General features: G+C 29.3%; 24 protein-coding genes and 1 pseudogene. 24 read left to right on the plus strand and 1 reads right to left on the minus strand.

All coding sequences use genetic code 11. The features are described from left to right. The first annotated feature begins 35 nt into the window (after positions 1 to 35). The 24 genes and pseudogenes from gldA (at position 36) to ABNT65_RS17110 (ending at position 25160) form a co-directional block, all read left to right on the plus strand. Positions 36 to 947 (plus strand): gliding motility-associated ABC transporter ATP-binding subunit GldA, encoded by a 912-nt coding sequence (gldA, locus tag ABNT65_RS16995; RefSeq protein ID WP_348705519.1) that lies wholly within the window; start codon positions 36 to 38, stop codon positions 945 to 947. Positions 948 to 1148: 201 nt separating this feature from the next. After that, positions 1149 to 1340, plus strand: coding sequence for a hypothetical protein (locus ABNT65_RS17000; protein ID WP_348705520.1), 192 nt, complete (start codon positions 1149 to 1151; stop codon positions 1338 to 1340). A 303-nt stretch (positions 1341 to 1643) separates the two neighbouring features. Next, a complete protein-coding gene (locus tag ABNT65_RS17005; RefSeq protein ID WP_348705521.1) occupies positions 1644 to 1814 on the plus strand; it encodes a hypothetical protein in 171 nt (56 codons plus the stop codon). Between the two features lie 22 nt (positions 1815 to 1836). After that, positions 1837 to 2007, plus strand: coding sequence for a hypothetical protein (locus ABNT65_RS17010; protein WP_348705523.1), 171 nt, complete (start codon positions 1837 to 1839; stop codon positions 2005 to 2007). 22 nt (positions 2008 to 2029) lie between these two features. After that, complete coding sequence (locus ABNT65_RS17015) at positions 2030 to 2218, plus strand: hypothetical protein (RefSeq protein ID WP_348705524.1); 189 nt, start codon at positions 2030 to 2032, stop codon at positions 2216 to 2218. 293 nt (positions 2219 to 2511) lie between these two features. Continuing rightward, entirely contained in the window at positions 2512 to 2688 is a 177-nt protein-coding gene (locus ABNT65_RS17020) for a hypothetical protein (protein ID WP_348705526.1), read from the plus strand. 70 nt (positions 2689 to 2758) lie between these two features. Beyond that, complete coding sequence (locus ABNT65_RS17025) at positions 2759 to 3895, plus strand: hypothetical protein (protein ID WP_348746404.1); 1137 nt, start codon at positions 2759 to 2761, stop codon at positions 3893 to 3895. A gap of 3 nt (positions 3896 to 3898) precedes the next feature. Then, positions 3899 to 6091 carry a peptidase domain-containing ABC transporter gene (locus tag ABNT65_RS17030; RefSeq protein WP_348746405.1) on the plus strand — a complete coding sequence of 731 codons (2193 nt, stop codon included), beginning with the start codon at positions 3899 to 3901 and terminating at the stop codon, positions 6089 to 6091. A gap of 1 nt (position 6092) precedes the next feature. Beyond that, positions 6093 to 7382: an HlyD family efflux transporter periplasmic adaptor subunit gene (locus ABNT65_RS17035; RefSeq protein WP_348746406.1), complete on the plus strand. Its 1290-nt coding sequence runs from the start codon at positions 6093 to 6095 to the stop codon at positions 7380 to 7382. Then, a complete protein-coding gene (locus tag ABNT65_RS17040; protein ID WP_348746407.1) occupies positions 7382 to 8545 on the plus strand; it encodes a hypothetical protein in 1164 nt (387 codons plus the stop codon). Before ABNT65_RS17035 ends, ABNT65_RS17040 begins: the two co-directional genes overlap by 1 nt. A 26-nt stretch (positions 8546 to 8571) precedes the next feature. After that, positions 8572 to 9384, plus strand: coding sequence for a tetratricopeptide repeat protein (locus tag ABNT65_RS17045; RefSeq protein ID WP_348746408.1), 813 nt, complete (start codon positions 8572 to 8574; stop codon positions 9382 to 9384). Between the two features lie 203 nt (positions 9385 to 9587). After that, positions 9588 to 10616 (plus strand): hypothetical protein, encoded by a 1029-nt coding sequence (locus tag ABNT65_RS17050; protein ID WP_348746409.1) that lies wholly within the window; start codon positions 9588 to 9590, stop codon positions 10614 to 10616. A gap of 379 nt (positions 10617 to 10995) precedes the next feature. Beyond that, a complete protein-coding gene (locus tag ABNT65_RS17055) occupies positions 10996 to 12972 on the plus strand; it encodes a hypothetical protein (protein WP_348746410.1) in 1977 nt (658 codons plus the stop codon). A gap of 4 nt (positions 12973 to 12976) precedes the next feature. Beyond that, positions 12977 to 16675 (plus strand): DUF6443 domain-containing protein, encoded by a 3699-nt coding sequence (locus ABNT65_RS17060; RefSeq protein WP_348746411.1) that lies wholly within the window; start codon positions 12977 to 12979, stop codon positions 16673 to 16675. A 486-nt stretch (positions 16676 to 17161) separates the two neighbouring features. Beyond that, positions 17162 to 18034, plus strand: a pseudogene (locus ABNT65_RS17065) (RHS repeat domain-containing protein); the annotation flags it as partial. Between the two features lie 2 nt (positions 18035 to 18036). Beyond that, positions 18037 to 18522 carry a hypothetical protein gene (locus ABNT65_RS17070; RefSeq protein WP_348746412.1) on the plus strand — a complete coding sequence of 162 codons (486 nt, stop codon included), beginning with the start codon at positions 18037 to 18039 and terminating at the stop codon, positions 18520 to 18522. A gap of 183 nt (positions 18523 to 18705) precedes the next feature. After that, positions 18706 to 18870 (plus strand): hypothetical protein, encoded by a 165-nt coding sequence (locus ABNT65_RS17075; RefSeq protein ID WP_348746413.1) that lies wholly within the window; start codon positions 18706 to 18708, stop codon positions 18868 to 18870. A gap of 3 nt (positions 18871 to 18873) precedes the next feature. Next, positions 18874 to 19305 carry a hypothetical protein gene (locus ABNT65_RS17080; RefSeq protein ID WP_348746414.1) on the plus strand — a complete coding sequence of 144 codons (432 nt, stop codon included), beginning with the start codon at positions 18874 to 18876 and terminating at the stop codon, positions 19303 to 19305. Positions 19306 to 19421: 116 nt separating this feature from the next. Then, complete coding sequence (locus ABNT65_RS17085; protein ID WP_348746415.1) at positions 19422 to 20414, plus strand: RHS repeat-associated core domain-containing protein; 993 nt, start codon at positions 19422 to 19424, stop codon at positions 20412 to 20414. Positions 20415 to 20420: 6 nt separating this feature from the next. Further along, a complete protein-coding gene (locus ABNT65_RS17090) occupies positions 20421 to 20897 on the plus strand; it encodes a hypothetical protein (protein WP_348746416.1) in 477 nt (158 codons plus the stop codon). 266 nt (positions 20898 to 21163) lie between these two features. After that, positions 21164 to 22108: an RHS repeat-associated core domain-containing protein gene (locus tag ABNT65_RS17095; protein WP_348746417.1), complete on the plus strand. Its 945-nt coding sequence runs from the start codon at positions 21164 to 21166 to the stop codon at positions 22106 to 22108. Between the two features lie 414 nt (positions 22109 to 22522). Beyond that, a protein-coding gene (locus ABNT65_RS17100) for an IS3 family transposase (protein ID WP_412766822.1) occupies positions 22523 to 23817 on the plus strand; the annotation gives its coding sequence in 2 pieces (ribosomal slippage) (positions 22523 to 22889 and positions 22889 to 23817; 1296 coding nt in all). A 231-nt stretch (positions 23818 to 24048) separates the two neighbouring features. Beyond that, positions 24049 to 24459, plus strand: a complete 411-nt coding sequence (locus ABNT65_RS17105) for a hypothetical protein (protein WP_348746418.1) — start codon at positions 24049 to 24051, stop codon at positions 24457 to 24459. Positions 24460 to 24677: 218 nt separating this feature from the next. Further along, positions 24678 to 25160, plus strand: coding sequence for a hypothetical protein (locus tag ABNT65_RS17110; protein ID WP_348746419.1), 483 nt, complete (start codon positions 24678 to 24680; stop codon positions 25158 to 25160). 155 nt (positions 25161 to 25315) lie between these two features. On the opposite strand, the gene ABNT65_RS17115 is transcribed toward ABNT65_RS17110, so the two are convergent. After that, a complete protein-coding gene (locus ABNT65_RS17115) occupies positions 25316 to 25531 on the minus strand; it encodes a hypothetical protein (RefSeq protein WP_348746420.1) in 216 nt (71 codons plus the stop codon). Positions 25532 to 25666 lie beyond the last annotated feature (135 nt).

Raw genomic sequence — 25666 nt, forward strand, 5'->3', positions numbered from 1 at the left:
ATAACAATATACATTCAGTAATTTCAGAAACAATTATGTCGATAGAACTTTCTTCAATAAGTAAGCATTATGGTACTCAAAAAGCTGTAAACAATATTTCTTTTAAAGCAGGCAAAGGAGAAATTGTTGGTTTTTTAGGTCCTAATGGTGCCGGGAAGTCAACGACAATGAAAATATTAACAGGTTTTATAAAACCTACAGAAGGGGCTGTTTTAGTAAATGGAATAGACGTAATTGTAAATCCAATTGAAGCACAAAAGAATATTGGCTATTTACCAGAACATAACCCACTGTATTTGGATATGTATGTGAAAGAGTATTTACAATTCCAAGCATCAATTCATAAAATAGGCAAAAATCAAATTGCTGAGGTTGTTAAAAAAGTAGGCTTAGAGATAGAATCACATAAAAAAATACAACAACTGTCAAAAGGTTATCGACAACGTGTTGGTTTAGCTGCTGCAATTTTACATGATCCAGAAGTATTGATTTTAGATGAACCAACAACTGGATTAGACCCAAATCAATTGGTAGAAATCCGAGAATTAATAAAGGAATTAGGGAAGAATAAAACAGTGTTACTATCAACACACATTATGCAAGAAGTAGAAGCAGTGTGTGATAGAGTTATTATCATTAATAAAGGAGTAATAGTAGTTAATACTCCTTTACAAGATTTAAAAACAAGTAACCAACAAACTATAAAAGTTACTTTTGATTATAAGCTAGAGGAACAGTTTATAAAAAGATTACCCAATATAACCACTTTTAAAAATACTTCAGAAAATAATTGGATACTTACTTTTGACTCTTCAGAAGATATGCGCCCAGTTATTTTTGATTTTGCTCAAGAAAACGGACTTAAAATTTTAGGTTTAAATAAAGAGAACAAAAACTTGGAAAGCTTATTCCAAGAACTGACCAACAATACAGTTATAAAAGAGTAAAATTAAGAATACTTCATATTAATTTTTTTCATTCGGAAATAAAATAAGGCTATTCAGAAAGAAATAAAGAATAGGTTTATAGAGTTGCTATACCTTGCTATTGCATTTGAAAAACTTTGCAAAGATTATACTTTATTCAAAAGCAGTAGCGGAAGTCGAAAAGCTAATAGAGTAGACAGAATTTAGAAAAGATTAAGAATTATGAACAAGTTATCATTTAATGATTTTAAAGCAAAAGCGAATTTAACAGCTGATGAAAATTTATTAAACACTATTTCTGGGGGAACAGAAAATGCGTGTCATGATAAAACAACAACTACAATACCATTACAACCAATTCCAAGCCCAGAGCCAGATGGAACTAAAGTATATCACTGGTGGCTAGGATACTAATTTTTTGTTGTAAAACAAAAAGAAAGAGAATTTTATAATTATTAATACTGAGCCTAGAGTAATTTCTAGGTTTGGTTTTTTTGTGTTTTTGTTAAAAAAGTTAAATAATATAATCGAATTTGTTTTTTTTGTAGTTTTATGTCAGAAAAGAAATAGTTTAGTTGTGAATTTGCTTGTGAAACAATTTCAATTTACTTTTTTATTTAGATAATCTATCTTTCTCATGAGAGGTATTAATATAGATTATGGCGTAACCTGAAAAGCCTAAAATAGAGTAGGGACAATTTTAAACACATTAATATTATGAAAAAATTAAGTTTAGAAGCTTTACAAAGTAGAGCAAAATCAGTAGTTTCAATAGAGTTATTAGAAGCTATTTCAGGAGGAACAGAAGATGCATGTCATGATAGACCTGTAAGATCAGTTCCAGACGAAAGAGAGCAAGCAGTAAAAGTAAAAGATGCTATTCAATAACTAAAATTAAATAATTTGTATTATGAAAAAATTAAGTTTAGAAGCTTTACAAAGTAGAGCAGAATCAGTAGTTTCAATAGAGTTATTAGAAGCTATTTCAGGAGGAACAGAAGATGCATGTCATGATAGACCTGTAAGATCAGTTCCAGACGAAAGAGAACAAGCAGTAAAAGTAAAAGATGCTATTCAATAACTAAAATTAAATAATTTGTATTATGAAAAAATTAAGTTTAGAAGCTTTACAAAGTAGAGCAGAATCAGTAGTTTCAATAGAGTTATTAGAAGCTATTTCAGGAGGAACAGAAAATGCATGTCATGATAGGACTCCACCACCTGAGATACGTACTCATGCAGCAGATGGAACAGCTGTAAGAAAAACTACTCGCGTTAATGATATGAAGTAAAGAAGTTTTTTGATAAAGATTGATCTTTTAGCCTCGAATTCATTTCGAGGCTTTATTAATAAAGTTATTTTTAAATCAACAGGTTTTTTCCTGTCAATTGAAAGTGTTTTAATTAAAAATAAAACCGTTTTTAAACAGTGTATGTTTAGTGTTTTTAGTAATCATTTCCCTTTTTAATCCATCTAATTTTACCATGTCTTTAAATAACAAAATAAAAAGGCATTAATAGATCTATTAAAAAAGCGGAAGTCGAAAAGCTTAAAGAGTAGACAAAAAATTTAAAAACTAAAATTATGAATAAGTTATCATTTAACGACTTTAAGGAAAAGACAAACTTAATAGCCAACGAAAATTTATTAAACACTATTTCAGGAGGATTGGAAAATGCTTGTCATGATAAAATTCTTGTACCACCAATTGTATATCCACCAATTGATAATACTGGAGTGAAAAAACCAATTATTAGATAGAATATCTAAAAGAGGTTGCTTTCTAAAAGAGAGTAACCTCTTAAGAATAGAATAACCATACAAAATAAAAATGATGAAAAGTGTAGCAGAAGAAAACAAAGAAAAAATAATAGAAACTTTAAAATTGTTAACTTTTAAAGAAGATAATAATTTGTTTGAAAAAATAGACTTTGATAATGATACTATTTTTTTAGAACCCTTATTATTCTCTTATTTTAACAGTAAAAAAAATAACACTTTTCCATCAACAACCTTACAAGAAATCTTACAAGGTTATTATACGAATAAAGAAAAACTAAATCTAAAATATTCTTACAATCAAAATAATATAGCCTATGTTCCTAAACTAGGATATTTAAAAAAAGAAACACAAGAAAAAATTGAAAAACCCTTGGTTTATGGAGACTTTGAAATACTAAAAGAAGTGCATTCAACTCAAGAAAAATACTTTGTAGAAGTATCTAAAGGCCATATTGTAAATAAAGAACCTAAACATAAAACAGTATGGAAAGAGAATTACAAAGAGTTATGTGAAGCTATAGATATTATTAAAAAACACTTACCAGAGTTTTATCAAGAGTTAGTTTTTGCAAATCGAAAGATATATTTACATGACAACCCAAGAATATTAAACTTTACTACTGTTGAAACCTTAGGAATGTTGTATTTCTATGTATTGGGAAAAAACAATCTTATTTATTTTATAGAAGAGTTAATACACCAAGGTTCTCATAACTATTTGTATTATGTGGTTCATAATAGACAAGACTATTTTAAGATTGATGTAGATAATTTAGTTATGCGAAATTTTACTGGTCAGGATTGGGATTACAGAACTATTTATGGTGCTTTTCATGGCTTGTATACAGTAGGGCAACGCGTAAAATATTTTGATCAACTATTGCAAAAAAATGTCTTTTCAGGCAGAGAAAAGCACGAATTGCTAGGCAGGTTTACAGATCAATTTGAACGATTTAGAACTGGGTTAGAACTATTAAATTTTGACCAAGTATTTACCTCAAAAGGATTGGGGTTTTATAAACAGTTAGATAATGAATGTGAAGAAACTTTAAAAAAGTATAAAATACTAACTAAAGAGTTTGATGTGAGCAATAGAGAAGTAGATTTTAGGTATGATAGCTTTTGTGAGTTAAATGCCTATGAAGAATTTTTAAAAAAAGATAAAGAAGGACTGTTTAACTTTTAATAAATGAAAAAAGAAAAATTTCCTTTTTATAGACAATTAGATTATAGAGATTGTGGGCCAACTTGTTTACGCATGGTGTCAAAATTCCATGGTAAAAGCTTTTCAAGAGAATTTTTAAGAGAAAAAGCAAGTATAACAAAAGAAGGAGTAACCATGGCTGGTATTGCAGATGCAGCCGAGATTATTGAGATGCGTACTTTAGGAATGCGATTGTCATTAGACAGTGTGGTTAATGAAGCACCAACACCATTTATAGTTCCATGGAGGCAAAAACATTTTGTAGTGGTGTACAAAACGTCCAAAACCAAAGTATTTGTAGCAGATCCAGCACAAGGTTTATTAGAGTATTCGCATCAGGAGTTTCATAAAGCATGGACAAATGCACCTGATAATAACGGGTTTGTTTTACTATTAGAACCCAATGCGAAGTTTCATACGCAAGAAGAAAGCACTTCAAAAAATCAAGGGTTTTCATTTTTGATACCTTATATCAAGCCCTATAAAAAACTAATTTATCAGCTATTTATAGGACTTACTGTAGGTACTTTAATACAATTTATTCTTCCTTTTTTAATTCAATCGGTAGTAGATATAGGTGTAAATACACAAGATATTTCATTTATCTATTTAATACTAATGGCACAATTAGTCTTATTTGTGTCGCAAACACTCGTTCGCATTTTTAGAGAGTGGTTACTATTGCATGTAACAAGTAGGTTTAATATAAAAATGATTTCAGATTTTTTATATAAAATGCTAAAACTACCCATTCCATATTTTGAAACTAGGAATACAGGAGAACATTTACAACGTGTAAATGACCATAATAGAATACAAAACTTTGTGTCTTCTTCTACTTTTAACATGGTATATTCACTAGTCTTATTTTTAGTGTTTAGTGCTGTGTTAGCTTTTTACAACCTAACAATATTCGTGGTTTTTCTTATAGGAGCTATAGCTTATGTAGGATGGACTTTTTTCTTTTTAAAAAAACGCGCTGAGTTAGATTTTAAACGATTTGATGAACTGTCTCAAAGTCAAACATCATTAGTGCAAATTATTAATGGTGTAAAAGAAATCAAAGTAAATAACTCACAAAGAAAAAACAGATGGAAGTGGGAACAAATACAAATAAGTTTGTTTAAAACCTCATTAAGTTCATTACAGTTAGCACAATATCAATCTATCGGATCTAGCTTTATAAATGAACTAAAAAACATACTCATTACTTTTTTATCGGCTACCGCTGTAGTACAAGGAAATATTACATTAGGGATGATGCTTTCCATCCAATACATTGTAGGACAATTAAACTTACCATTAAGTAATTTTATAAGCTTTATCCAAGTTTGGCAAGATGCAAAAATTAGCTTAGAAAGATTATTACAGGTTCATAATAAAGAAGATGAAGATGCTAAAAATGAAAATAAAGTAAAAGAGTTACCCAGCTCAAAAGATATTGTAATCAAAGATTTATGGTTTAGATATGGAGGGAAATCCAAACCATTTGTGCTTAAAGGACTCAATTGCACCTTACCAGAAGGAAAAACTACAGCAATTGTTGGAGCTAGTGGAAGCGGAAAAACTACATTGCTAAAGTTATTACTAAAATTTTACCAACCAACACAAGGTAGTATTACGGTTAATACTACAGATTTGTCTGTGGTAAATAATGATTTTTGGCGAATGAATTGTGGAGCTGTTTTACAAGATACTTTTATTTTTAATGATACTATTGCTGGCAACATTTCAGAATCTGAACAAAACGAAATTTTAGACAGAGAGAAGTTATTACAAGCTTCTAATATAGCTAATATCAATGGGTTTATAGAGAAACTTCCCAATAAATACAATACTGAATTAGGAACTTCTGGTATACGGTTAAGTGGAGGACAAGAACAACGTATTATGATTGCAAGAGCAGTGTATAAAAATCCATTTTTTGTTTTTTTTGATGAAGCAACTAGTGCTTTAGATGCCAATAATGAAAAAGTAATTATGGAAAACTTAAATGCTTTTATCAAAAATAGAACATCAGTTATTGTAGCTCACAGATTAAGTACGGTAAAAAATGCGGATAATATTATTGTTTTGGAAGATGGAGAAATAGTAGAAGAAGGAAATCATAAGCAATTAACGCAGCAAAGAGGAAAGTATTATGAATTGGTGAAAAATCAACTTGAATTAGGAAATTAAGATGGAAGAACAAGAACTACATATTTATAGTGAGCAAGTAAAAGATGTATTAACCTCTCCACCAAAAGCAATACACAGGTGGGGAAATACCATACTTTTTTTCTTTTTTGTACTAATTTTAATTTTATCGTATGTAATTAAGTATTCTGATATTGTAACTGGGCAAGCTGTATTAACCACCACAATTCCGCCACAGAAAGAGTATGCAAGAACAACAGGAAAGTTGGCGCGTGTTTTTGTAAAAAACAATCAAAAAGTAAAAGAAAACACACACTTAGCATTGATTGAAAACACCGCAAATTATGAAGATGTAATGCAGTTGAAATCTATAGTAGATACCATACATGTGAATGCTGAAAACTTTCAATTTCCAATGACTCAACTACCAGTACTTTTTCTAGGAGAAATAGAAACAGCATTTTCTGTTTTTGAAAATAACTACATACAATATATCCTTAACAAAACAGCCAACTCTTATCAATTTGAACAAGCTAATAATCAATATACATTAGCACAATTAAAACTAAGACTAAAAGCTTCGGAAGAAAAGAGGAAAATAAACGAAGAAGAACTCTTATTTAAAAAGAAAGATATAGATAGGTTACAAGGGCTTTTAGATAAAGGAGTAATATCCGAACAAAATTTTGAACAAAAAAAGTTAGCTTATTTAGAAGCTAAACGAAGTTTTAATGATGTAAACATTACGATATCACAAATAAAAGAACGCATAAGTAATTCAAGCACCACTAAAAAGCAAGCAGATATAGCCAATGTTAGAAAAGAAATCAATTTATTAAAAGCAACATTACAATCTTTCAATCAATTAAAAAAAGTAATTAAAGATTGGGAACTAAGGTATTTGTTTAAATCAAATATAAACGGAACCGTTTCTTTTATGAATGTATGGAGTAAAAACCAAACAGTGAATACTAACGATTTAGTTTTTACTATTGTACCAGAAACCGTTTCAACATATATTTGTAAAGTACAAGTTCCTGTAACCAATGCAGGAAAACTAAAAATTGGACAATCGGTTAATATAAAATTGAGTAGCTATCCAGATCATGAATTTGGGGTTTTAAAAGGTAGAGTAAATAAAATTGCATTAATTCCTACTGAAAAAGGGATGTATTTGTTGGATGTAATTTTGCCAAACGGTTTACAAACTACTTATAATAAAACTTTAAAATTTACTCAAGAAATGCAAGGTGTAGCCGAAGTAATTACAGAAGATTTACGATTGGTAGAACGCATTTTTTACCGATTCAAAAAAATAATTAATAAAAGTTAATGAAGAACATTGCTGTATTTTTATTTGTATTCGTACTCGTTTCATGTAAAACACAAGGAACAGATAGTATTTATGTAGGTGGATATCGGATTGTAGATAGATTAATACCGCACCCTTATATTTTACAACAAACCAAAGACTCATTATTTCTCAGAGATAAAAAAGGCGTTGTATTAGATGGTATAGCAAATGTTAAACTGGGCCAAAATGATACTTTAAAGTTTAAAAAACATCATTTGTGGGTACTAAAAAATAAAGAAGATAAATTGGCGGTTTTTGATTTATTGGATACCGTAAATTATAGCTTTTACAAAAACTTACCCAATTATAAAGAAGCTGCTACTTTTATAAAATCCAAGGAAAGCAACATACACCAAACGGTAGAAGAAATTAAAAAGAATATTGAAAATAATGTTTGGACTTACCGAGTAAGTAAAGACGAAAATGACAATCCTAATGAAGATTTTGAAATTCAAAAAAGGCTAAATTTCAATACAACTTTTGTAACAGAATTGACCGAGTACTATTATCAAAATCAATTAGTCATTTCAGAACATCAAAAAATGGAATATCATCTGTTTAAGTTGAAAGACAAGGTGTTTATATCATTATATAAAAATGAAGAAAACCCTCTATCCATTTATCAACTACTAAAAACAACAAATAATGAGTTGATTTTAAAAGATTTCGGATCAAGAATTCAAAGAGATAAAACAATCAACTTACAAAAAGATGAAATTAAGGAAGATTCCTTTTTGCAGTTAATATCAAAAAGTAATGTTTTTGAAAACTGTTTTGAAGGCTATCAAGGAGAATATTACTTTAAAAATAATGATGTAACCTATAAAAAAGGAAATGAATATTTGCTAAATTTAATAGGAAAAAATGCACCAATAGATAAAGACAAACAAAACGGATATATTATTGTTCATTTTAATATAAACTGTCAACAACAAGTAGGAGATTTTGGATTAATTCAAATGAACAGAAGGTACACGCAAACAAAATTCTCCACTGCTTTAGTGCACCATATTACCAATAACGTAGCTAATCTAAAAGACTGGCCAAACACGGTATCTAAAAATTGGTTAACATACAAAGACGTACATGCCTTTTTAATGTTTAAAATAGAAAACGGAAAAATAACAGACCTATGTCCATAAAAAAACACCTATACAGTATCGTTTTAATGGCAATAGTAAGTTGTCAAACCAAAACAACCAAACCAAACTGGAATTCCTATTCTGAAAAAGAAAAAGATTCCATTGCAGAAAGATACCATCAAATTTCTAATTACTATTTGCAGCCTTCTGAATTATACAGGATGTATAAAGACTCAGCTAGTTTAGTATTGCCCAATAAAATAGAATACATTCAAAAACATTCCTATTCCTATAAAAAAGTTGGAGATCATATAAAAGCCATGGAAATTTTGAATAAGGCTGTAGAAAAAGATACTGCAAATGGCAGGGCAGATGCGTTACAGTACAAAGTATGGTCGTTATTATATTTCTATAGAGATTATGAGGGAACTATAAAAGATGTGGCTATCATAGAAAAAATAACAGGAAATAAATACAATCCATGTTGGGGAGAACCTTGTGGTTTACATAAAGCGCAAGCTTTATACAAGTTAAAGAGATATGATGAAGCCATTGAAGAACTAAAAATAGTAAACATAGAAGAAGAGAAGTTAGGTTTTGATATAAGTGATAATCATTTAGTGTTTTTTTATTTAGGAAGATGTTATGCAGAGAAGAAAGATTATAAAAATGCTATTGACTGTTTTAATCAATCCTTAAAAGGAGCTTACAATATGTTTCCTGAAGCCTATTATCAATTAGGTTTAATTTATAAAGCGCAAAAAGATTATAAAAAAGCAAAAGAATACTTTTTAAAAGCTCAAAAAATACCCGAATACAAAATGAACGAACCTTATTTTGAACGTTTTGATGAGGTCTTTCCTTATATGATTGAAGAACAACTTAGAGAGTTACTTTAAGTACATTGGCCTAGTATTTAAGAGTTCTGTTATTATAGAGGTATGACTACAATTGTTTCTGATATTCTGTGTTAATAGGTTTTAGGTATAAGTATTTCAGTAAATTAACAAATTAAGGTTTGTTGATATGAAAAAAATAAATAACTTTGTTAGTGTAAAAAGATTTCCTAATTCAAATTAATTGCTAAACAACCAAAACATTTATGAGAAAATTACTAGTACACATTTTGTTATTTGTTGTATGTACAAATGCTAATTGTCAAAATCAACCTCAGGCACTACCTACACTTATACCTCAATCTCCAGATGTATATTCATTAAGCAAATTTGAAGAAACACCAGTTTCTCATTTTTCAGGTGTGCCCAACATAAGTATTCCTATTTATAATTTTAAAAATAGAGATATAAGCATACCTATTGGTTTAAATTATCATTCAGGAGGAATAAAAGTAGATGAAATAGCTTCTTCTATTGGTTTAGGTTGGAGTATGAATGTGGGCGGACATATAACTAGAGTATTAAAAGGGTTACCTGATGAAGAAAGTTATTTAAAAACATCTGATAAAGTTACCGATTACATTAACTTGATTAATAATGGCAACCATGAAGAAACAATTCGTTTGATAAGTAAAGTAAAGAAAGATAAAACATTAGATTATCAACCAGATGAATTTGTATATAATTTTATGGGTTACTCTGGAAAGTTTGTTTTTAACCAAGATAGAAGTGATGAAAACCCTTATGGTGAAATTGTTATGTTACCTGAATCAGACGTAAAAATTGATTTTGAAATAGAAGGAACAAGAATTATTAATTGGGAGATAACTACACCTAACGGGGTAAAGTATTTTTTTGGAGTAAATTCTTATAGTTCCTTTGAAAGCGAAGGTGGTGCAGAGCTTCTTACTTCTACTCAAAATATAAGTACTAATAGTGGAGGTCATGATACTTACAATACTTTATTATGCTTTACTTCTTGGTATTTAAAAGAAATTAGATTATTAAATAACCAAACTATAAGATTTAACTATAATGTAGATAATTTTGGTAGGGCTTCTTTTAATAGCGAAACAAGAAGATTACAACCTAATGATCATTTTAGTACCAAGAGTTACTCAAGTTCTTACGGAAAAACATCTAGAATAAAATCTATAGAAGGGATTAATGGTAAAGTAGAATTTAACTATTCTGATAGACAAGATAGCTACGAAAAAAAAATTAGAATCTATTGAAATAAAAAATAATTTTAATGATTTAATTTCAAGAATAGATTTAGTTCATAGCTATTTTACAACAACGGATAGTAATAAACAAGGGTTTATATATTCAGACAATTTTTTAAGTAATTATATTCCCACAGATGAACATTTACAGAAAAGGTTAAAACTAGAAGAGGTTAAATTTCTTGATAAGAATTTAAACAATAGCACCTCATATTCGTACAGGCTTGAATATTACGAAGATTACGAACTACCTAATAGATACTCATATGCACAGGATATTTGGGGGTATTATAATGGAAAGTCAGCAAGTTCTTCAATATCAACTTTTTTACCAAGAATTTTTAGCTCATATACTGATGAAGGAGGTAATAGTCAAACAGTTTTTAATATGGAAAATAAAAATAGGGAGGTATCTGATGAACATATAAAAATAGGGACTTTAAAAAAGATTTTTTATCCCGAAGGAGGAAGTCAAGAATTTATTTTTGAATGTAATCAGAAACGAGTTGAATTAGATAAGTTGCTAGGATTGAGAGATATATTTAATATTCCAAGTGATAAAGGAGGGAAGTCAGTTGTAAATGAACGTGACAACCTTGTAAGAAGAGGTTTTAATATCCAACATAAAATTTATTATTACAACTATTCTTCTAGTAATTTTACTATTCCAGAAGAAATTAGTGACAATGGTCTCGTTAATATAAATTATACAAACCGAGTAACAGGTAATATTGGAAATGGTATTTATGAAATTAGATTTGAACTTATAAAAATTTCTTCCTCTACAAATGAAGAAGTTATTTACTCTGCCTTATTAACTGACGATGATCTTCGTAGGACAATGAATTTGGAGCCTGGTGAGTATAAATTAAACCTCAATATTTTAGCTAAATATTATAATGAAATGAGTGATTTTGCTGAAGTATCAATTAACTGGAAACAAAATAGACCTAATTTATATGATATAAAAATGGGAGGTTTAAGAATTAAAAGTATAAATACTTATAATAGTAATGGTGAATTAGAGCTAACAAAAGAATATGAATATCCTATTTCATTAAATGATAAATTATATCAGCTTCCTGTTTTTTCTCAACAAATAAAGTACACTAATGAAAATAGTAACGTTACAAATCCACCTAGACTCTCAGGTGTAAGAATAATGTCTCATTCAGCTCATCCATTACAGAGTGTCAATGGTAAAAGCTATGGATATGACATTGTTAAAGAGAAGAAGATTTCAATAAACAATCCTGAAAAATCAATTGAAACTACTTTTGAATTCACTTATAATCAAGGTTCTTTAGATCAAAATACTCATTTAAAAGGTTTAGTACCGACAGCTTATGATTGGATGTATGGAAGTACTAAAAGGATAATAAGTAGTATAAAAGATGAATTTAATAGTTATGCGCCTTCAAAACATCCAAATATTTTTTTTCCAGAGAAAATAGCTCACGGTATTAATACTGATTTATATCCAACGGATGGTCCTAGTGATTTAGCTATTTTATCTGTTGAAGGAAATCATACACATAACACCCCTTTTTATACTTATCAAAGTGGACATATGCAATTAGATAAGCAAAAAAGCACTCATTTTTTTGAAAACAATGATGTGATTAATGAAACTACCTTTTATTACGAAACAAATAGCTTGAACCCTACTAAAATAGAAACCGATATAGGAAATTCAAATATAATAACAACTCATAATTATTATGCTAATACCCAACAGGAAATACCTGAATTAGATAGTGATTCAAAAAATAACCTAGAAGTTTTAAACAGAAAGGAATTAATAAAAACTAAAGTATTTAAAAATGGAGTTAAGGTATCAAATCAAGTCAATGACTTTAAAGTTTTTAATTCTATAGCGTATAGAAATAAAATTAAAACTTCTAAAGGTAACTTACCTTTAGAAGAGCAAATTGTTTTTCATGAGTATGACTCTGAGGGAAACCTTATTGAGGTTAGTAAAAAAGACGGGACACACATTGTATATATTTGGGGGTATAATGGTACTCAGCCCATAGTTAAAATAGAGAATGCTACCTTATCTGATATTCCTAATAGTATAATTATCAATTTAAAAAACTTATCTAATTCTGATAATGATAGTACTTTGTACTACGAAGGAAGTGAAGGTGCTTTAAGAAATGCTTTAGATAGTCTAAGAGCTTTTCTACCAAATGCACAGGTAACTACTTTTACTTACGACCCATTAGTAGGTGTTACAAGTATTACTGATATAAGAGGTAAAGCAGTATATTACAAATACGACGACTTTAACCGTTTGCATTTGATTAAAGATGCTGATGGAAATATTTTAAAAGAAAACACTTATAATTATAAAAACAAATAAGTCTATGAAAAAGTTATTATTATTTTTAGGCTATATTACTAGTGCTGTTTTCTTTACAGCACAGGCACAAGTTGAACTTAACACTCCTGAAACAGGAGAACATTATGCGCCTACCTCTATTGTCTTAAAACCAGGATTTAGCACCACTAATTTTTGGGCATATATTGTGGAAGATCCTTATACTGCTATTGATTTAAGTGAGGACGAAAATTATGTGTTTTCACGTACGTACCAAAGTCCTTTGAAAAACACCAATGACATTCGTAGTAATCGAGATGTTATTGAACAAATTACGTATTTTGATGGGTTAGGACGTGCTAAGCAAAGCATTGGTATCAAGCAATCTCCTAACAAAAAAGACATTGTAACCCATATTGGTTATGATGATTTAGGAAGGCAGGATAAAGAGTTTTTACCGTTTGTTGGGACTAATAGCACAGGTGCTATTGTTAAGGGAACTTCGGCTAATTATGTTGAAGGGTTGACACAAGCTTATTATGCTACTGAATACCCAAATGATTTTTCAACTTCTGGGCAACCCGTAAATGCGTATTCTCAAAAATTATTAGAGGACTCGCCATTAAGTCGTGTCTTAAAACAAGCGGCTCCTGGGCACGACTGGCGTTTGGGAGCTGGTCATGAAATTGAATTTGATTATCAAACCAACTCTGATGCTGATGGGGTAAAATTATTTACGGTTACTACTTCAGAAAGTAATGGTGTGTTTGTACCGTTTTTAGAAGGTGGTACTACTAATTATGCCGCTGGTAAGTTATACAAAACCATTACTAAAGATGAAAATCATGATGGTACTGCTAGTAAATTACATACTACAGAAGAGTATAAAAACAAAGAAGGGCAAGTTATCTTGAAACGTACTTTTGCTTCGACAAGTTCAGCGACCGAAGAAGCGCATGATACGTATTATATCTATGATGATTTTGGTAATTTAACCTATGTACTGCCTCCAAAAGTAGTGATAAGTGATAATAGTGGAGTTTCTAGTACTGAACTTTCTGAATTGTGTTACCAATATAAATACGATTATAGAAACCGTTTGGCAGAAAAGAAAATACCGGGCAAGGAATGGGAATATATTGTGTATGATAAATTAGACAGACCTGTTTTAACACAGGATGCTAATTTAAGAACTACTAAAAATTGGCTTTTTACTAAATACGATGAATTAGGTAGAGTTATTTTAACGGGGAAAACATGGGATGATGCTCCTTATTATGACATTCAAAGTTGGATTGCTAGCTCTTTTCCTAGAAATGCCTCTAGTAGAACCTCAAATTATACGACTATAGATTCTAAAAAAATATACTATAATTACACTCAATCCTATCCTTCGGGAACTTCTATAGAGCTTCATACGGTAAATTACTATGATACTTATGTTGATTTACCAACAGGATTAGGAGCTTCTATAACAACTTACTATAACCAAACCTCTACAGGTAACACCAAAGGCTTGGCTACAGTGAATAAAGTACGTGTTTTAGGTACTAATGACTGGATACATACCGTAACGTATTATGATGAAAAAGCAAGACCTATTTATGTGTATAGTAAAAATGATTATTTACAAACTATAGATATTGTAGAAAGTAAATTGGATTTTGTTGGAAAAGTATTGGAAACAAAAACTACGCATAAAAAAATTGGAAAAGATGACATTGTAACGCTTGATGTATTTAGTTATGACCATGCCGGTAGAATGACTAAACAGACTCAGCAAATTAATAGTCAAGCTACTGAAACTATTGTAGCCAATACTTATGATGAACTAGGTCAGTTAAAAAGTAAAGAGGTTGGAGGTACTAGCAGTCCTTTACAAACAGTAGATTATAGTTATAATGTACGTGGTTGGTTGAAAAATATTAATGAAGATTCTAATGCTAATGACAATGATTTGTTTAACTTTAGCCTATACTATAATGATGTAACGGATGTGAATAAGCGCTTGTATAATGGAAATATCGCCCAAACTAGTTGGAATAGCTTAACTGTAAACCCCTCAGGAAACCCTAAGAGTACTCAATATTCATATACCTATGATGCTCTCAATAGAATTATAGGGGCTATTGATAATACAGGTAGGTATAACTTAGGTGGTTTTGATGCTAGTGGCACGTTAACAACTCCTATTACTTATGACAAAAATGGAAATATTTTATCTCTACTAAGAAAAGGACATCTAACTGCTGATGTTTCTAGCTTTGGTACGATGGATAATTTAACTTACACTTATGATGCTGGTAATAAACTTGAAAAAGTAACTGATACTGCTACCAGTAATGAAGGTTTTAAAGATGGTACTAATACTGGAGATGATTATTCCTATGATGCTAATGGCAACCTAATACAAGACCTTAACAAGAAGATTAATAGAATTTTTTACAACCATTTAAATTTACCAACACAGGTATATTTTAAAGATGGTAAAAGAGGCTTAGGTAGTATTACTTATACTTATGATGCTACTGGAGCTAAATTGCGAAAAGTAGTTTCACAAGGTCGTAGTATTACAACCACAGATTATGCAGGTAATCAAATCTATGAAAATAATAACCTACAATTTTTTAATCACCCAGAAGGGTATATAACACCTGTTAATAATGAATTCAAGTATGTTTATCAGTATACAGATCACCTGAGTAATGTAAGGTTGTCTTATATAGATAATAATAAAGATGGTGTTATTACGCCTAGTACAGAAATTATAGAAGAAAGTAATTATTATCCCTTTGGATTAAAGCATAAAGGATATAATAACAACGTTTCTTCTCTTGGAAATAGCACGGCGCAGAAGTTTAAGTACAATGGTGTTGAATACGAAGAGTCTTTAGGATTGAATTTGTATGAGATGGAGTTTAGAAGTTATGACCCTGCAATTGGAAAATTCAATGGAATAGACCCTGTTACGCATTATTCACAAGGAACTAGTGTTGCTTTTGATAATAACCCTGTATTTTGGGCTGACCCTTCGGGTGCGGATTCAATTTATAACGAAAAAACTGGTCAGTATGTAATAAATGGTAAAGTAGTTTCTTTTGATGAAGCTCTTAACTATGCTAATAATGGCGGAAATGCAGACGGGAGTAATAATAATACTCCTGATGATATAATTACTCTTGATAAAAATGGTAAAGTTACCTCTGTAGAAAGAGATAATAGTTTTAATATATTTTTTGACGAAAAAGGGAATAGATTAGATATTAATGATTTAGAAGGGTTGGATAATCCTATTCTCAGTAAGAAATTTAATAAAGGCGATCAAGTGTTTTATTATATGTCTACAGAGGAGTTGCAAAAATTTATGAAAGCAGCTGGAAGCATTGAGTATAAAAATGAATTTAATTGGCTTGAAAGACAATTATGGAAAATTAAGTATGCTAAAGCATCTTATTATGAATATGATTTTGGTTTTTCAGTCCTTCAAGACTTATTGAAAGTTTCAACAGATAATATGACTGAACTATATTATGGAAGTGGTTATGTTGATGGTGTTCCTTTTATAAGATTTCAATCTAACAAAATGTTATATAATCTTCCAGATGCAGGTAACTTTATGTGGGGTCAAAGAGCTAAATTAAATAAATTACCTCAAAAAATAATGATTGATGCTGCTAATAAGAATGAAGGAGGAAAAGATACTTCAGCAGATTTACGTGCGATAATTTCAGGTTTTAACTATTAATTTTAAAGAAGAAATGAAGCTAATTAATAAGAAGATTCATATTAGAATTTTGATTTTTATATCATTTTTTATGTCAATTCAATATGTCAATCTAATAAAAAAAGTACTATTAAATATATTGGGTAACCGAGTTTTATTTTTTTGGCTCTCTATAATAAGCCTTTTTATTACTATCTTTTTCTCTGTCGTTTTATTAACCAAATCGTTAAAGAATAAAAGAATTATTGATATAATATTTAGTTCATTTACTTTAGTAACCTCTTTGTTTTTTTTAATTAAACTTTTATCAAATATAGGCCCTATAGGGTAATGTGTCAGTAGTTGGTTAAAAACTAACTACTGATTTTTTAAGTTCATTGAAATAGCTTTTAAAAATTTTAGAAAAAGGTTAAAAATATTTAAAAGTGCAAAAAATGGTAGGTAGCTGATTTTCCCTTCGGACTCAAACATAAAGGATATAATAACAACGTTTCTTCACTAGGAAACAGCACTGCTCAAAAATTTGGATATAACGGAAAAGAGCTTAACGAAGAGTTAGGAATTGATTGGCATGACTTCGGTGCTAGGAATTATGATGCCTCCATAGGTAGATGGATGAATATTGATCCTCTTGCAGAAAAATATAAAGATTTAAGCCCTTTTAATTTCTTTTCCAATAATCCTATCTATTTTATAGACCCAGATGGTAGGGAGATTGAACCTGCACTTAATCAATCTGGAACAATTCAACAAGCTGCGGCTCAATGGAAAGAATATGGTGTTACAAGTATAAAACAAATAAAAAGTTTTGTAAATAACAAAAACATTGATGGTAAAGGAGGAAAAGCTATAAGGTATGTATATACTAAAAAGAATGGTTGGATTGATTTAGCTCATTACGCAGGAACTCAACATTACGGTCAAACTGCTATGGATGCCTTAGAACCTGCTAGCGGAAATAAATTTTTACAAGATAATGTTTTTGGTGAAGGAGCAGATAAAAGCTACTATTCTTATGAAGATTTGCCTTCTAATGAGTTCTCTTCTCAAATAGATTTGTCTGGTTTAGAAGGAGATGATTTGTTAAATGCAATTATAGATCATTTTAAAAGTGCTGAAGCAACTAATCCTGAAGATGCACCAAATATAAATCAAATACCAGAGGATGATCAAGATAGAAAAAGGTTGCCTGAAAAAACTGAAATGGAATTTGATGATACATCACCAAGTAGAGTTAGAAAAACAAAAAAGCCTGATAAAAGTAAATTAAGCACAGGGAAATATGTGCCGCAAAATAGATCAAGAAAACCTTATAATTTAAATAATTTTGATCCTGCTAATACAAGTAGAGATTCTAAAAAGAAAGAAAAACAAAGTTAATTATGAGAAAAATATTTTTAATAATAGTAACTAGTATAATAATTTCTTGTAATACAGATATTTCTAGTGTGTTTAAAAGTAAAAAAGAAAACTTTATAGAGTTATCAAAGTTAGTTAAAGAAAATGATAAATATTTTTTTAATGATGATGAAGTTACACCTCGATTGTTTTTGAAAAGCCTATTTTCAAAAGATTATCATTTATTAAAAGCGGATATGAAAAAATCTTTAGATAAAGATTCGTATGTGAAACTTAACGAGTTGTTAAATATTCTTAATATAAATGAGTTTTACCTTTCTAAAAAAGGAGATTTGTTTTATAAAGTTTTATCTAAGGACTACTTTATAAGAACTAATGAATTTTTCATAGGACATATTTTACAAAATGATAATAATATCAAATTTATTGATAGTTATTCTGTTGATAGGCTAGAAAAAATAGATAATGAATGGTTTGCTATTTATTGTAATAGAACTCTTGCTAACTAAAAAGATAATTTACAAAGAATTATTCTTAAGTAATGGAGTTAAATTAATACCTAATGAATAATGATGGTTTTTGGTTTTGAAAATCAAAAAAATAAAAACTGATACTGTTCTTTTAGAGCAGTATCTTTAGTTCATTGAAATATTAAATTGGTTTTAAAAATATGCTATATTTAAACTATGACTATGAAATATTATAATTACGGTAAAAAAGTAACTCAAGAGGAGTTTGATGAGGAACGCCAAAGACTTTTAGATGAGAGTTTTGAAAAACTAAAAGATCCAAATACTCATATTGCATTCGAGGACTTGGATTACTATTTAGATGAATTAGAAAAGTTAAGAGAATAACAAGTGGGTTACAAGTTAATTTTATCAGAGGAGTCAGTACTAGCTATTGAAATAATAGCTAAACAATATGATAAAAAAGAAGCTGGCCTTGGAAAGCATTTCAAGAGTTCTGTCAAAGAAATGCTTTCTAAGATAAAAGAGAGTCCAGAGATTTTCCAACAGACAGGAAAGAATCAAAGGAGAGCGGTTTTACGTTCTTCTTTTCCATATTCAATTCATTATTTTCTGGAAAAGAAAAGCAAAACAGTTCAAATAGCGAGAGTTTTTCATCAACACAGAAATCAAGAAAAAACATTAGAGCTTTTAAAATTAGATAAGCTACATTCGATAAAGAGAGAAAAAATAATAAAACAACGAATGAAGCAATTAGAGAAAAATCGTAAAACGAAAGAACAAGGAAGGGAAATATCAAGGTTTAGAGGTTTTGAGCGATAAACAATATAGGGATAGTAATTCCAAATTAAGGATTCATAATAGAATCATAAGTTCTTTGAAAATAGTTGTTTTTTTAGAGTGTAAAAGTTCTAAAAAACTAGAAAGAGGTCAAAAAATTGGTCTTAGGCGATTTTCCTTTTGGATTAAAACATAAAGGATACAATAACAACATTTCTTCACTTGGAAATAGCACAGCACAGAAATTTGGGTATAATGGTAAAGAGTTAGAAGAAAGTTTAGGGCTAAATTGGTTAGAATATGGAGCAAGAAATTATAATGCTAGTTTAGGAAGATTTTTCAATATTGATAGATATTCAGAAAGTTTTATGCCAATATCGACATATCAGTATGGTGCTAATAATCCAGTATTATACATGGACTACAATGGAGATTATATAACTATTGATGTAGCTGGTGTGGATGTTATTTATGAAAATGGAAAGACTTATTGGGTAGAGAAAGATAAAAATGGAAATATCAAAAAAGGAGATGAATTTGATGGTAAGGGTACTGCTTTTTATAGGCAAGCCGTTAAAGATTTGAATAAAGTTGGTTCGACCAAACAGGGAGGACGAATTATAGGGAAACTTCAAGAATCCTCAGATGCTTATAATATAAGTAGTTCTGGATTTGCAAATATTAACACTACAGACCCAATTTCAGGAAACATCAAGTACTCTCAAAAAGGAGGAGTGTCTGCTGATGGCGTTAATTTTAATAAAAGTTATATAACTTTGGGGCATGAACTTGCTCATGCTTATGATGTTGATAGAGGTTTTGATACATTTTCTGAGTCTAGTGGTGTAAAAGATACCGAAGTAAATGCTGTTTCTTTTGAAAACTATTTAAGAGCCTTGGATGGTGAAACAACAATGAGATTATATTATGACAGATATATTGGTGACAAGCTAGGAGGTAAAACTGCTGATTTCTTTAAGAATTACAAAGCTCCAATAGGAAGAAATGAAGTATATAGGTTAACTAATGTAATTTCGCCGACAAGCAGAGAAGGTAATCTTATAAAAAAAGACAATATAAGAGTCTCAACTCGTGCTATTGGTATTACAAAAATATACGATACAAAAAAGAAAGTATTTATTTCTAATTAAACACTTATGAAACAGAGTTTTTACATTTTATTTTTTTTAGTTTTCATATTCAATTCTTGTAAACAACCAAAATCAATAGTAAATAGTAGAAATAATAGCTATACAACTATACTATTAAAAGAATTAATTTTTAGTTCAAATAATTATAAAGATAAACCTATTGAAGTTGAAGGTTTTTTTACTTTTAAAATGGAGGAATCTTCTATTTCAATCAATGAAAATTCAAGCTATTCTGAAAAAGTTTGGCTTGAGTTTGATTTTTATAAAGAGTTAAGGAGTCAAAAAGGTAAGTATTTTTTTAAAGATAATAATTTGTTAAATTATAATAGTAAAAAAATTAAAATTAGAGGTATATATAATATTAAATATAAAGGACATATGTCTTGGTATAAAGGAAGTATAAATGTTAAGGAGTTTATCTATAATGACGAAAAGTATTTAATTGATACCTTAAGTTATGGTAATGATTATCCTGCTAATTGACATTTAGCGATAGCGTAATGGCAATTATTTAAAGGAAATTTAAATAGAAAACGGTACTAAAAAGTCATTTGTAATGGCGAGTAGTGTATTTAAAATAAAAAATATAAAGCCACAGTAGTACTGTTGTGGCTTTATTGAAATGACTTTTAAAGCTTTAGAAAATGACTAAAAAATTTTAAAAGCGCAAAAAATAGTAGGTAGCTAATTTTCCCTTTGGATTAAAGCATAAAGGGTATAATGACATAGTTCAACCACATGGAAACTCAGTGGCTCAAAAGTTTGGGTACAACGGAGTTGAGTACAATGAAAGTCTAGGGCTGAATCTAATGGAAATGGATATGCGTCAGTATGATCCAGCTCTTGCACGTTGGACAGGAATTGACCCTGTTACACATCATACGATGAGTACCTATGCAGCGTTTGATAATGACCCAGTTTTTTGGGTAGACCCCAGTGGAGCAGATTCAGGAACAATGAAGATTCAAGATTTAAATGGAAATTGGCATACTTTAACAGAAGATGATTATACTACATTATATAGTTCTAATACTAATGATAGTGATTATGATAAAGGGATTGAAAACCCTGATCCTATAGTTGATCGTATTTATGGAGAGATAGCTGCTTTTGGAGATAAAGTTGATTACACATATAAACTACTTGATGACGAAAAAGGTATACATAGAATTACTATTACGGGGGTAACTTATTTTACGGATAAAGGAAAAAGAAAGAAAAGATATGAAGAGTTAGAGGTTATAATAATAGCAAATGAAGGAAAGCCTAAAATTATGTCTACCAAATTAATAACAGGTATTTATAAAAAGAGTTCAAGATGTATGATATGTGGAGATGGAGGTCATTTTTCTTTGGAGAAAAAACATGAAACAGATGCAGGTTTTAGTTCTCATTTAGTTGATTATTTAGCTAATCCTGTAAAAGAAATGTTAATACGTGATTCAGAATGGAACCTTTTTAATAAACCTGCGAAATATGTTGATCGTATGGCGGATATTCTTGTTTATCAGGGTTTTGCAGCATCTGCTTATTATGGTGCAAGACAAAGAAATATATATGCTGATGTTTTTGGAAAAAAAACAGGAAGAAAGGCTGTAATTTTGAACTTAGCTTTTGGTGCACTTTACAAGTCGAGAAAGATGCAGGATTATACAGGGAAATCATATACTTTTACACTTTATGAACGCAAATAGAAATAGTTAAATATGATTTTTTACATAACTTATATAATTCTACTTATATCTATAGTATATAGAGTCAAAAACCATTCTTTATTACTTAAAAAAGATAATATATGTATTAGTTTAAATAAAAAGCTATTGTTTAAAATAGATAAGTATATAGTGTTTTTTTTTATCAGTTCTTTTTTATTGATTTATGGAGTGGAAGTTTTTGACAGGGTCACACAGATACTTTTAACTTTGTTTTTTATAACATTTTTCAGAATAGAAAAAAGAAACTATACCCGATAGGCAGAAATGCTTTCTGTGCCCAGCAAGAGTAAGCATAGTATGTAAATTATAAAAAAGCCACAGCAGTAATGTTGTGGTTTTTTATTTGTAGATATTGTCTCGTCCTGAAATAGCGTTACACAATTATGTAACATTATGAATGACAATATTTACCGCAAACGTACACAGAAAGATTATACTATGAGTTTTAAACTTTCGGTTGTATCGGAAGTAGAAAAAGGCGAACTAACTTACAAACAGGCTCAACTTAAATATGGGATTCAAGGTCGTAGCACTGTTTTAGTATGGTTAAGAAAATATGGTAACTTTGATTGGGATCATCAAACACCATCTACTATGCCAAAATCACCAGAACAAAAACTATTAGAGTTAGAACAAAAATTACGTCAATTAGAAAAGCAAAATAATCGTTTAAAAGCTCAAGCAGCAGCAGTAGAGAAGAAAGCGATACTATTTGATATGATGATTGATTTAGCTGAGAAAGAGTATAAGATTCCTATCAGAAAAAACTCCAAAACCGAGTAATTGATATGTTTGTTTTACAAAAGAAAGAAAGTATTTCTTCCACCTGTAAATTACTCGGGTTTAGTAGGCAGGTGTATTATCGAGCTAATTATAGAGTTACCAAAGCTCACACCATAGCCAATAAGGTTGTTGAGTTGGTTAAGGATGTAAGAATGGAACAGCCAAGAATTGGAACAAGAAAACTGTATTATATTCTTTCAGAAGAATTAGGCAGTTTAGGTGTAGGAAGGGATCGATTATTTGATATTTTACGAGCTAATAAACTATTGATAAAACGACAAAAAAGTTACCATATTACAACCAACTCACATCATCGTTTTAGAAAACATGCTAATCTTATTGAAACTTTGGAAGTAAATCGACCAGAACAAGTATGGGTAGCAGATATTACTTATTTAGGGAGCCGTAAAAAACCTATGTATTTATCATTAATTACAGATGCATATTCTAAGAAAATTGTGGGATACCATTTGGATAAAACTTTAGCGGTGAACTCAACTGTAAAAGCCTTGGTCATGGCTATAAAAAACAGAGTATATCCAGAGAAGGAACTTATCCATCATTCAGATAGAGGGATACAGTACTGTAGTAACATCTATCAAGATATTTTGTCAAAACAAAAGCTTAAATGCAGTATGACAGAATCATATGATCCATATCAAAATGCCATAGCTGAAAGGGTTAATGGAATCTTGAAACAAGAGTTCTTTACCAATACTACAAATCTAGATATTAAGATAATGGAGAAAATAGTAAAACAATCAATAACTATTTATAACTCTAAAAGACCGCATTGGTCATGTCATTTTAAAACTCCTGACCAAGCACATCAACAAAACATTATGAAAATAAAATCATATCGAAAAAAAACATCATCTAAAGCTATAACTTTAGATGATGTTTAATATATTTAATCAATAAATAACTGTAACGGTTATTTAGGACTAGTCAATAAGTCTAGATTTTCTGAAGAAAAAGCAACATTTTTAGTTAATAATTTATTAATTAGTCTACAAAAGGAATGTCACTTACAAAGAATAAAAATGGAATTTAGAGAACAGTTTGTTTATTATGTAAAAGGAATAAATAGCGAACTAGAATTAAATATATAGAATGACATATAAACCAAATTAATTATGAGATATATTTATTTAGTATTACTACTATTAGTTATTTTCTCTTGTGGAAAAGTTTCTAATGAATGGAAAGATGGAAAAGGTATAATTTATAATGCAGGAAAGTATAGAACATACGACAATAACGAACTAATAATAGAAGCTAAAAAGGATGGTACTTTAAAATATTTTTTAAAAGATATTGGAACTAATAATATTGTTGCTTTTTCAAAATATGATTTTAGCAAATATCACTCTTGGTATTTAATATATGATGAAAACGGATTATGGTTTTATAGTGGAGATATAGGTAGTGTATATTGGAAAAAGGAGAAAGCCAGCTTCAAAGAAATTGTATTAGTTAAAGAAAAATTTATAGAATATAGCTCAATAATACCATCTAAACTTAAAGAAGAGTTAGAATATTGGTAAAACCCGATCGCTCTGATATGTCACAGGAGTGATAGCGCAGAAATGCTTTCTGTGCCCAGCAAGAGTAAGCATAGTATGTAAATTTATAAAAAAGCCACAGTAGTAATGTTGTGGTTTTTATTTCTAGATAAGTCTAGATTTTCTGAAGAAAAAGCAACATTTTAGTTAATAATTTATTAATTAGTCCGCTAAAAAAATGTCACTAACAAAGAATAAAAATGGAATTTAGAGAACAGTTTGTCTATTACGTAAAAGGAATAAATAGTGAACCTATGAGTATTGATTTTACAAAAAATATAAATGATAATTATAGATTTTTAGTAAAATTCTTTTGCTTAAGAAATGAAAAATTAAAAGACCTAGAAGAATGGTTGAAAAAGGAACTGTATTCTTTGTTAAATATAACAAATTATGAAATAGATGAAAGTGATAATTTTGAAGACTTATACCTTAAATCTATTGTTCGTTTTGAATTAATATCTGATTATTTGAATTTAAATAACTGTACAGAAATAGATTTTATTAATGTGTTAAATCAGTTGTATAATAATAACAAAAAGAGTTATCAATTGTTAAAAATTTTTTCTCTCGTGATTAATTATTGTAAAGAAACTAAAACTTTAAGAAATAAACTTATACGAGATTATAAATCTTTTGGTTTGGGAGATCAAACAATATTGTTAGAGTTGGAAGTTAGATAAAAAAGATTACTGATTCGTTATAAGTAGTGTTCTAATATGCAGTATTGATGACTGGTAAAAGAGAAAAAACTTTAAAAATAAAAGTCCAAGATTGGCTACAGTAAAATAACAAATCTTGGACTCTTGTCTAACTTCTATAAACTAAAAGGTACTGCTTACCAAGGAGAATTACATGTTACATCTAAATGCTCTATATAAGGTAAAAGATTATTGAATTGATCTTCAGTAATATTATTAGCTGTAATTGTTTTACCATCTTTATCAATACAAACTACATCATGACGACCATCTCCAGAAGAGTTACCTCCTTTAATATTCATACGTTGTTCGCGAGTTAAAACGGCGTGTTCAAAATTTTTAAAATTTTTCATTTTTATAAAGGTTTAAATTAAATGTTTATATAAAACGAAAACTTCAGTATGAGAAGTGTGTAAAAAGGATAAGCGAATAGCAATTTTTTTCGATACCAGACGTTCAGATTTAACTAAGTTAAATCTGTTTTAAAA

The sequence above is a fragment of the Tenacibaculum sp. 190524A02b genome, from assembly GCF_964036645.1.
GTDB classification, from domain to species: domain Bacteria; phylum Bacteroidota; class Bacteroidia; order Flavobacteriales; family Flavobacteriaceae; genus Polaribacter; species Polaribacter vairaonense.

Bases quoted from the DNA above. Each gene is read 5' to 3' on its own strand.
- ABNT65_RS17075 (WP_348746413.1), top strand. From the start codon at position 18,706: ATGAAATATTATAATTACGGTAAAAAAGTAACTCAAGAGGAGTTTGAT.
- ABNT65_RS17030 (WP_348746405.1), top strand. From the start codon at position 3,899: ATGAAAAAAGAAAAATTTCCTTTTTATAGACAATTAGATTATAGAGAT.
- ABNT65_RS17045 (WP_348746408.1), top strand. From the start codon at position 8,572: ATGGCAATAGTAAGTTGTCAAACCAAAACAACCAAACCAAACTGGAAT.
- ABNT65_RS17105 (WP_348746418.1), top strand. From the start codon at position 24,049: ATGAGATATATTTATTTAGTATTACTACTATTAGTTATTTTCTCTTGT.
- ABNT65_RS17005 (WP_348705521.1), top strand. From the start codon at position 1,644: ATGAAAAAATTAAGTTTAGAAGCTTTACAAAGTAGAGCAAAATCAGTA.
- ABNT65_RS17035 (WP_348746406.1), top strand. From the start codon at position 6,093: ATGGAAGAACAAGAACTACATATTTATAGTGAGCAAGTAAAAGATGTA.
- ABNT65_RS17000 (WP_348705520.1), top strand. From the start codon at position 1,149: ATGAACAAGTTATCATTTAATGATTTTAAAGCAAAAGCGAATTTAACA.
- ABNT65_RS17090 (WP_348746416.1), top strand. From the start codon at position 20,421: ATGAAACAGAGTTTTTACATTTTATTTTTTTTAGTTTTCATATTCAAT.
- ABNT65_RS17060 (WP_348746411.1), top strand. From the start codon at position 12,977: ATGAAAAAGTTATTATTATTTTTAGGCTATATTACTAGTGCTGTTTTC.
- ABNT65_RS17110 (WP_348746419.1), top strand. From the start codon at position 24,678: ATGGAATTTAGAGAACAGTTTGTCTATTACGTAAAAGGAATAAATAGT.
- gldA (WP_348705519.1), top strand. From the start codon at position 36: ATGTCGATAGAACTTTCTTCAATAAGTAAGCATTATGGTACTCAAAAA.
- ABNT65_RS17040 (WP_348746407.1), top strand. From the start codon at position 7,382: ATGAAGAACATTGCTGTATTTTTATTTGTATTCGTACTCGTTTCATGT.
- ABNT65_RS17070 (WP_348746412.1), top strand. From the start codon at position 18,037: ATGAGAAAAATATTTTTAATAATAGTAACTAGTATAATAATTTCTTGT.
- ABNT65_RS17055 (WP_348746410.1), top strand. From the start codon at position 10,996: ATGGAAAATAAAAATAGGGAGGTATCTGATGAACATATAAAAATAGGG.
- ABNT65_RS17020 (WP_348705526.1), top strand. From the start codon at position 2,512: ATGAATAAGTTATCATTTAACGACTTTAAGGAAAAGACAAACTTAATA.
- ABNT65_RS17115 (WP_348746420.1), bottom strand. From the start codon at position 25,531: ATGAAAAATTTTAAAAATTTTGAACACGCCGTTTTAACTCGCGAACAA.
- ABNT65_RS17025 (WP_348746404.1), top strand. From the start codon at position 2,759: ATGATGAAAAGTGTAGCAGAAGAAAACAAAGAAAAAATAATAGAAACT.
- ABNT65_RS17010 (WP_348705523.1), top strand. From the start codon at position 1,837: ATGAAAAAATTAAGTTTAGAAGCTTTACAAAGTAGAGCAGAATCAGTA.
- ABNT65_RS17015 (WP_348705524.1), top strand. From the start codon at position 2,030: ATGAAAAAATTAAGTTTAGAAGCTTTACAAAGTAGAGCAGAATCAGTA.
- ABNT65_RS17050 (WP_348746409.1), top strand. From the start codon at position 9,588: ATGAGAAAATTACTAGTACACATTTTGTTATTTGTTGTATGTACAAAT.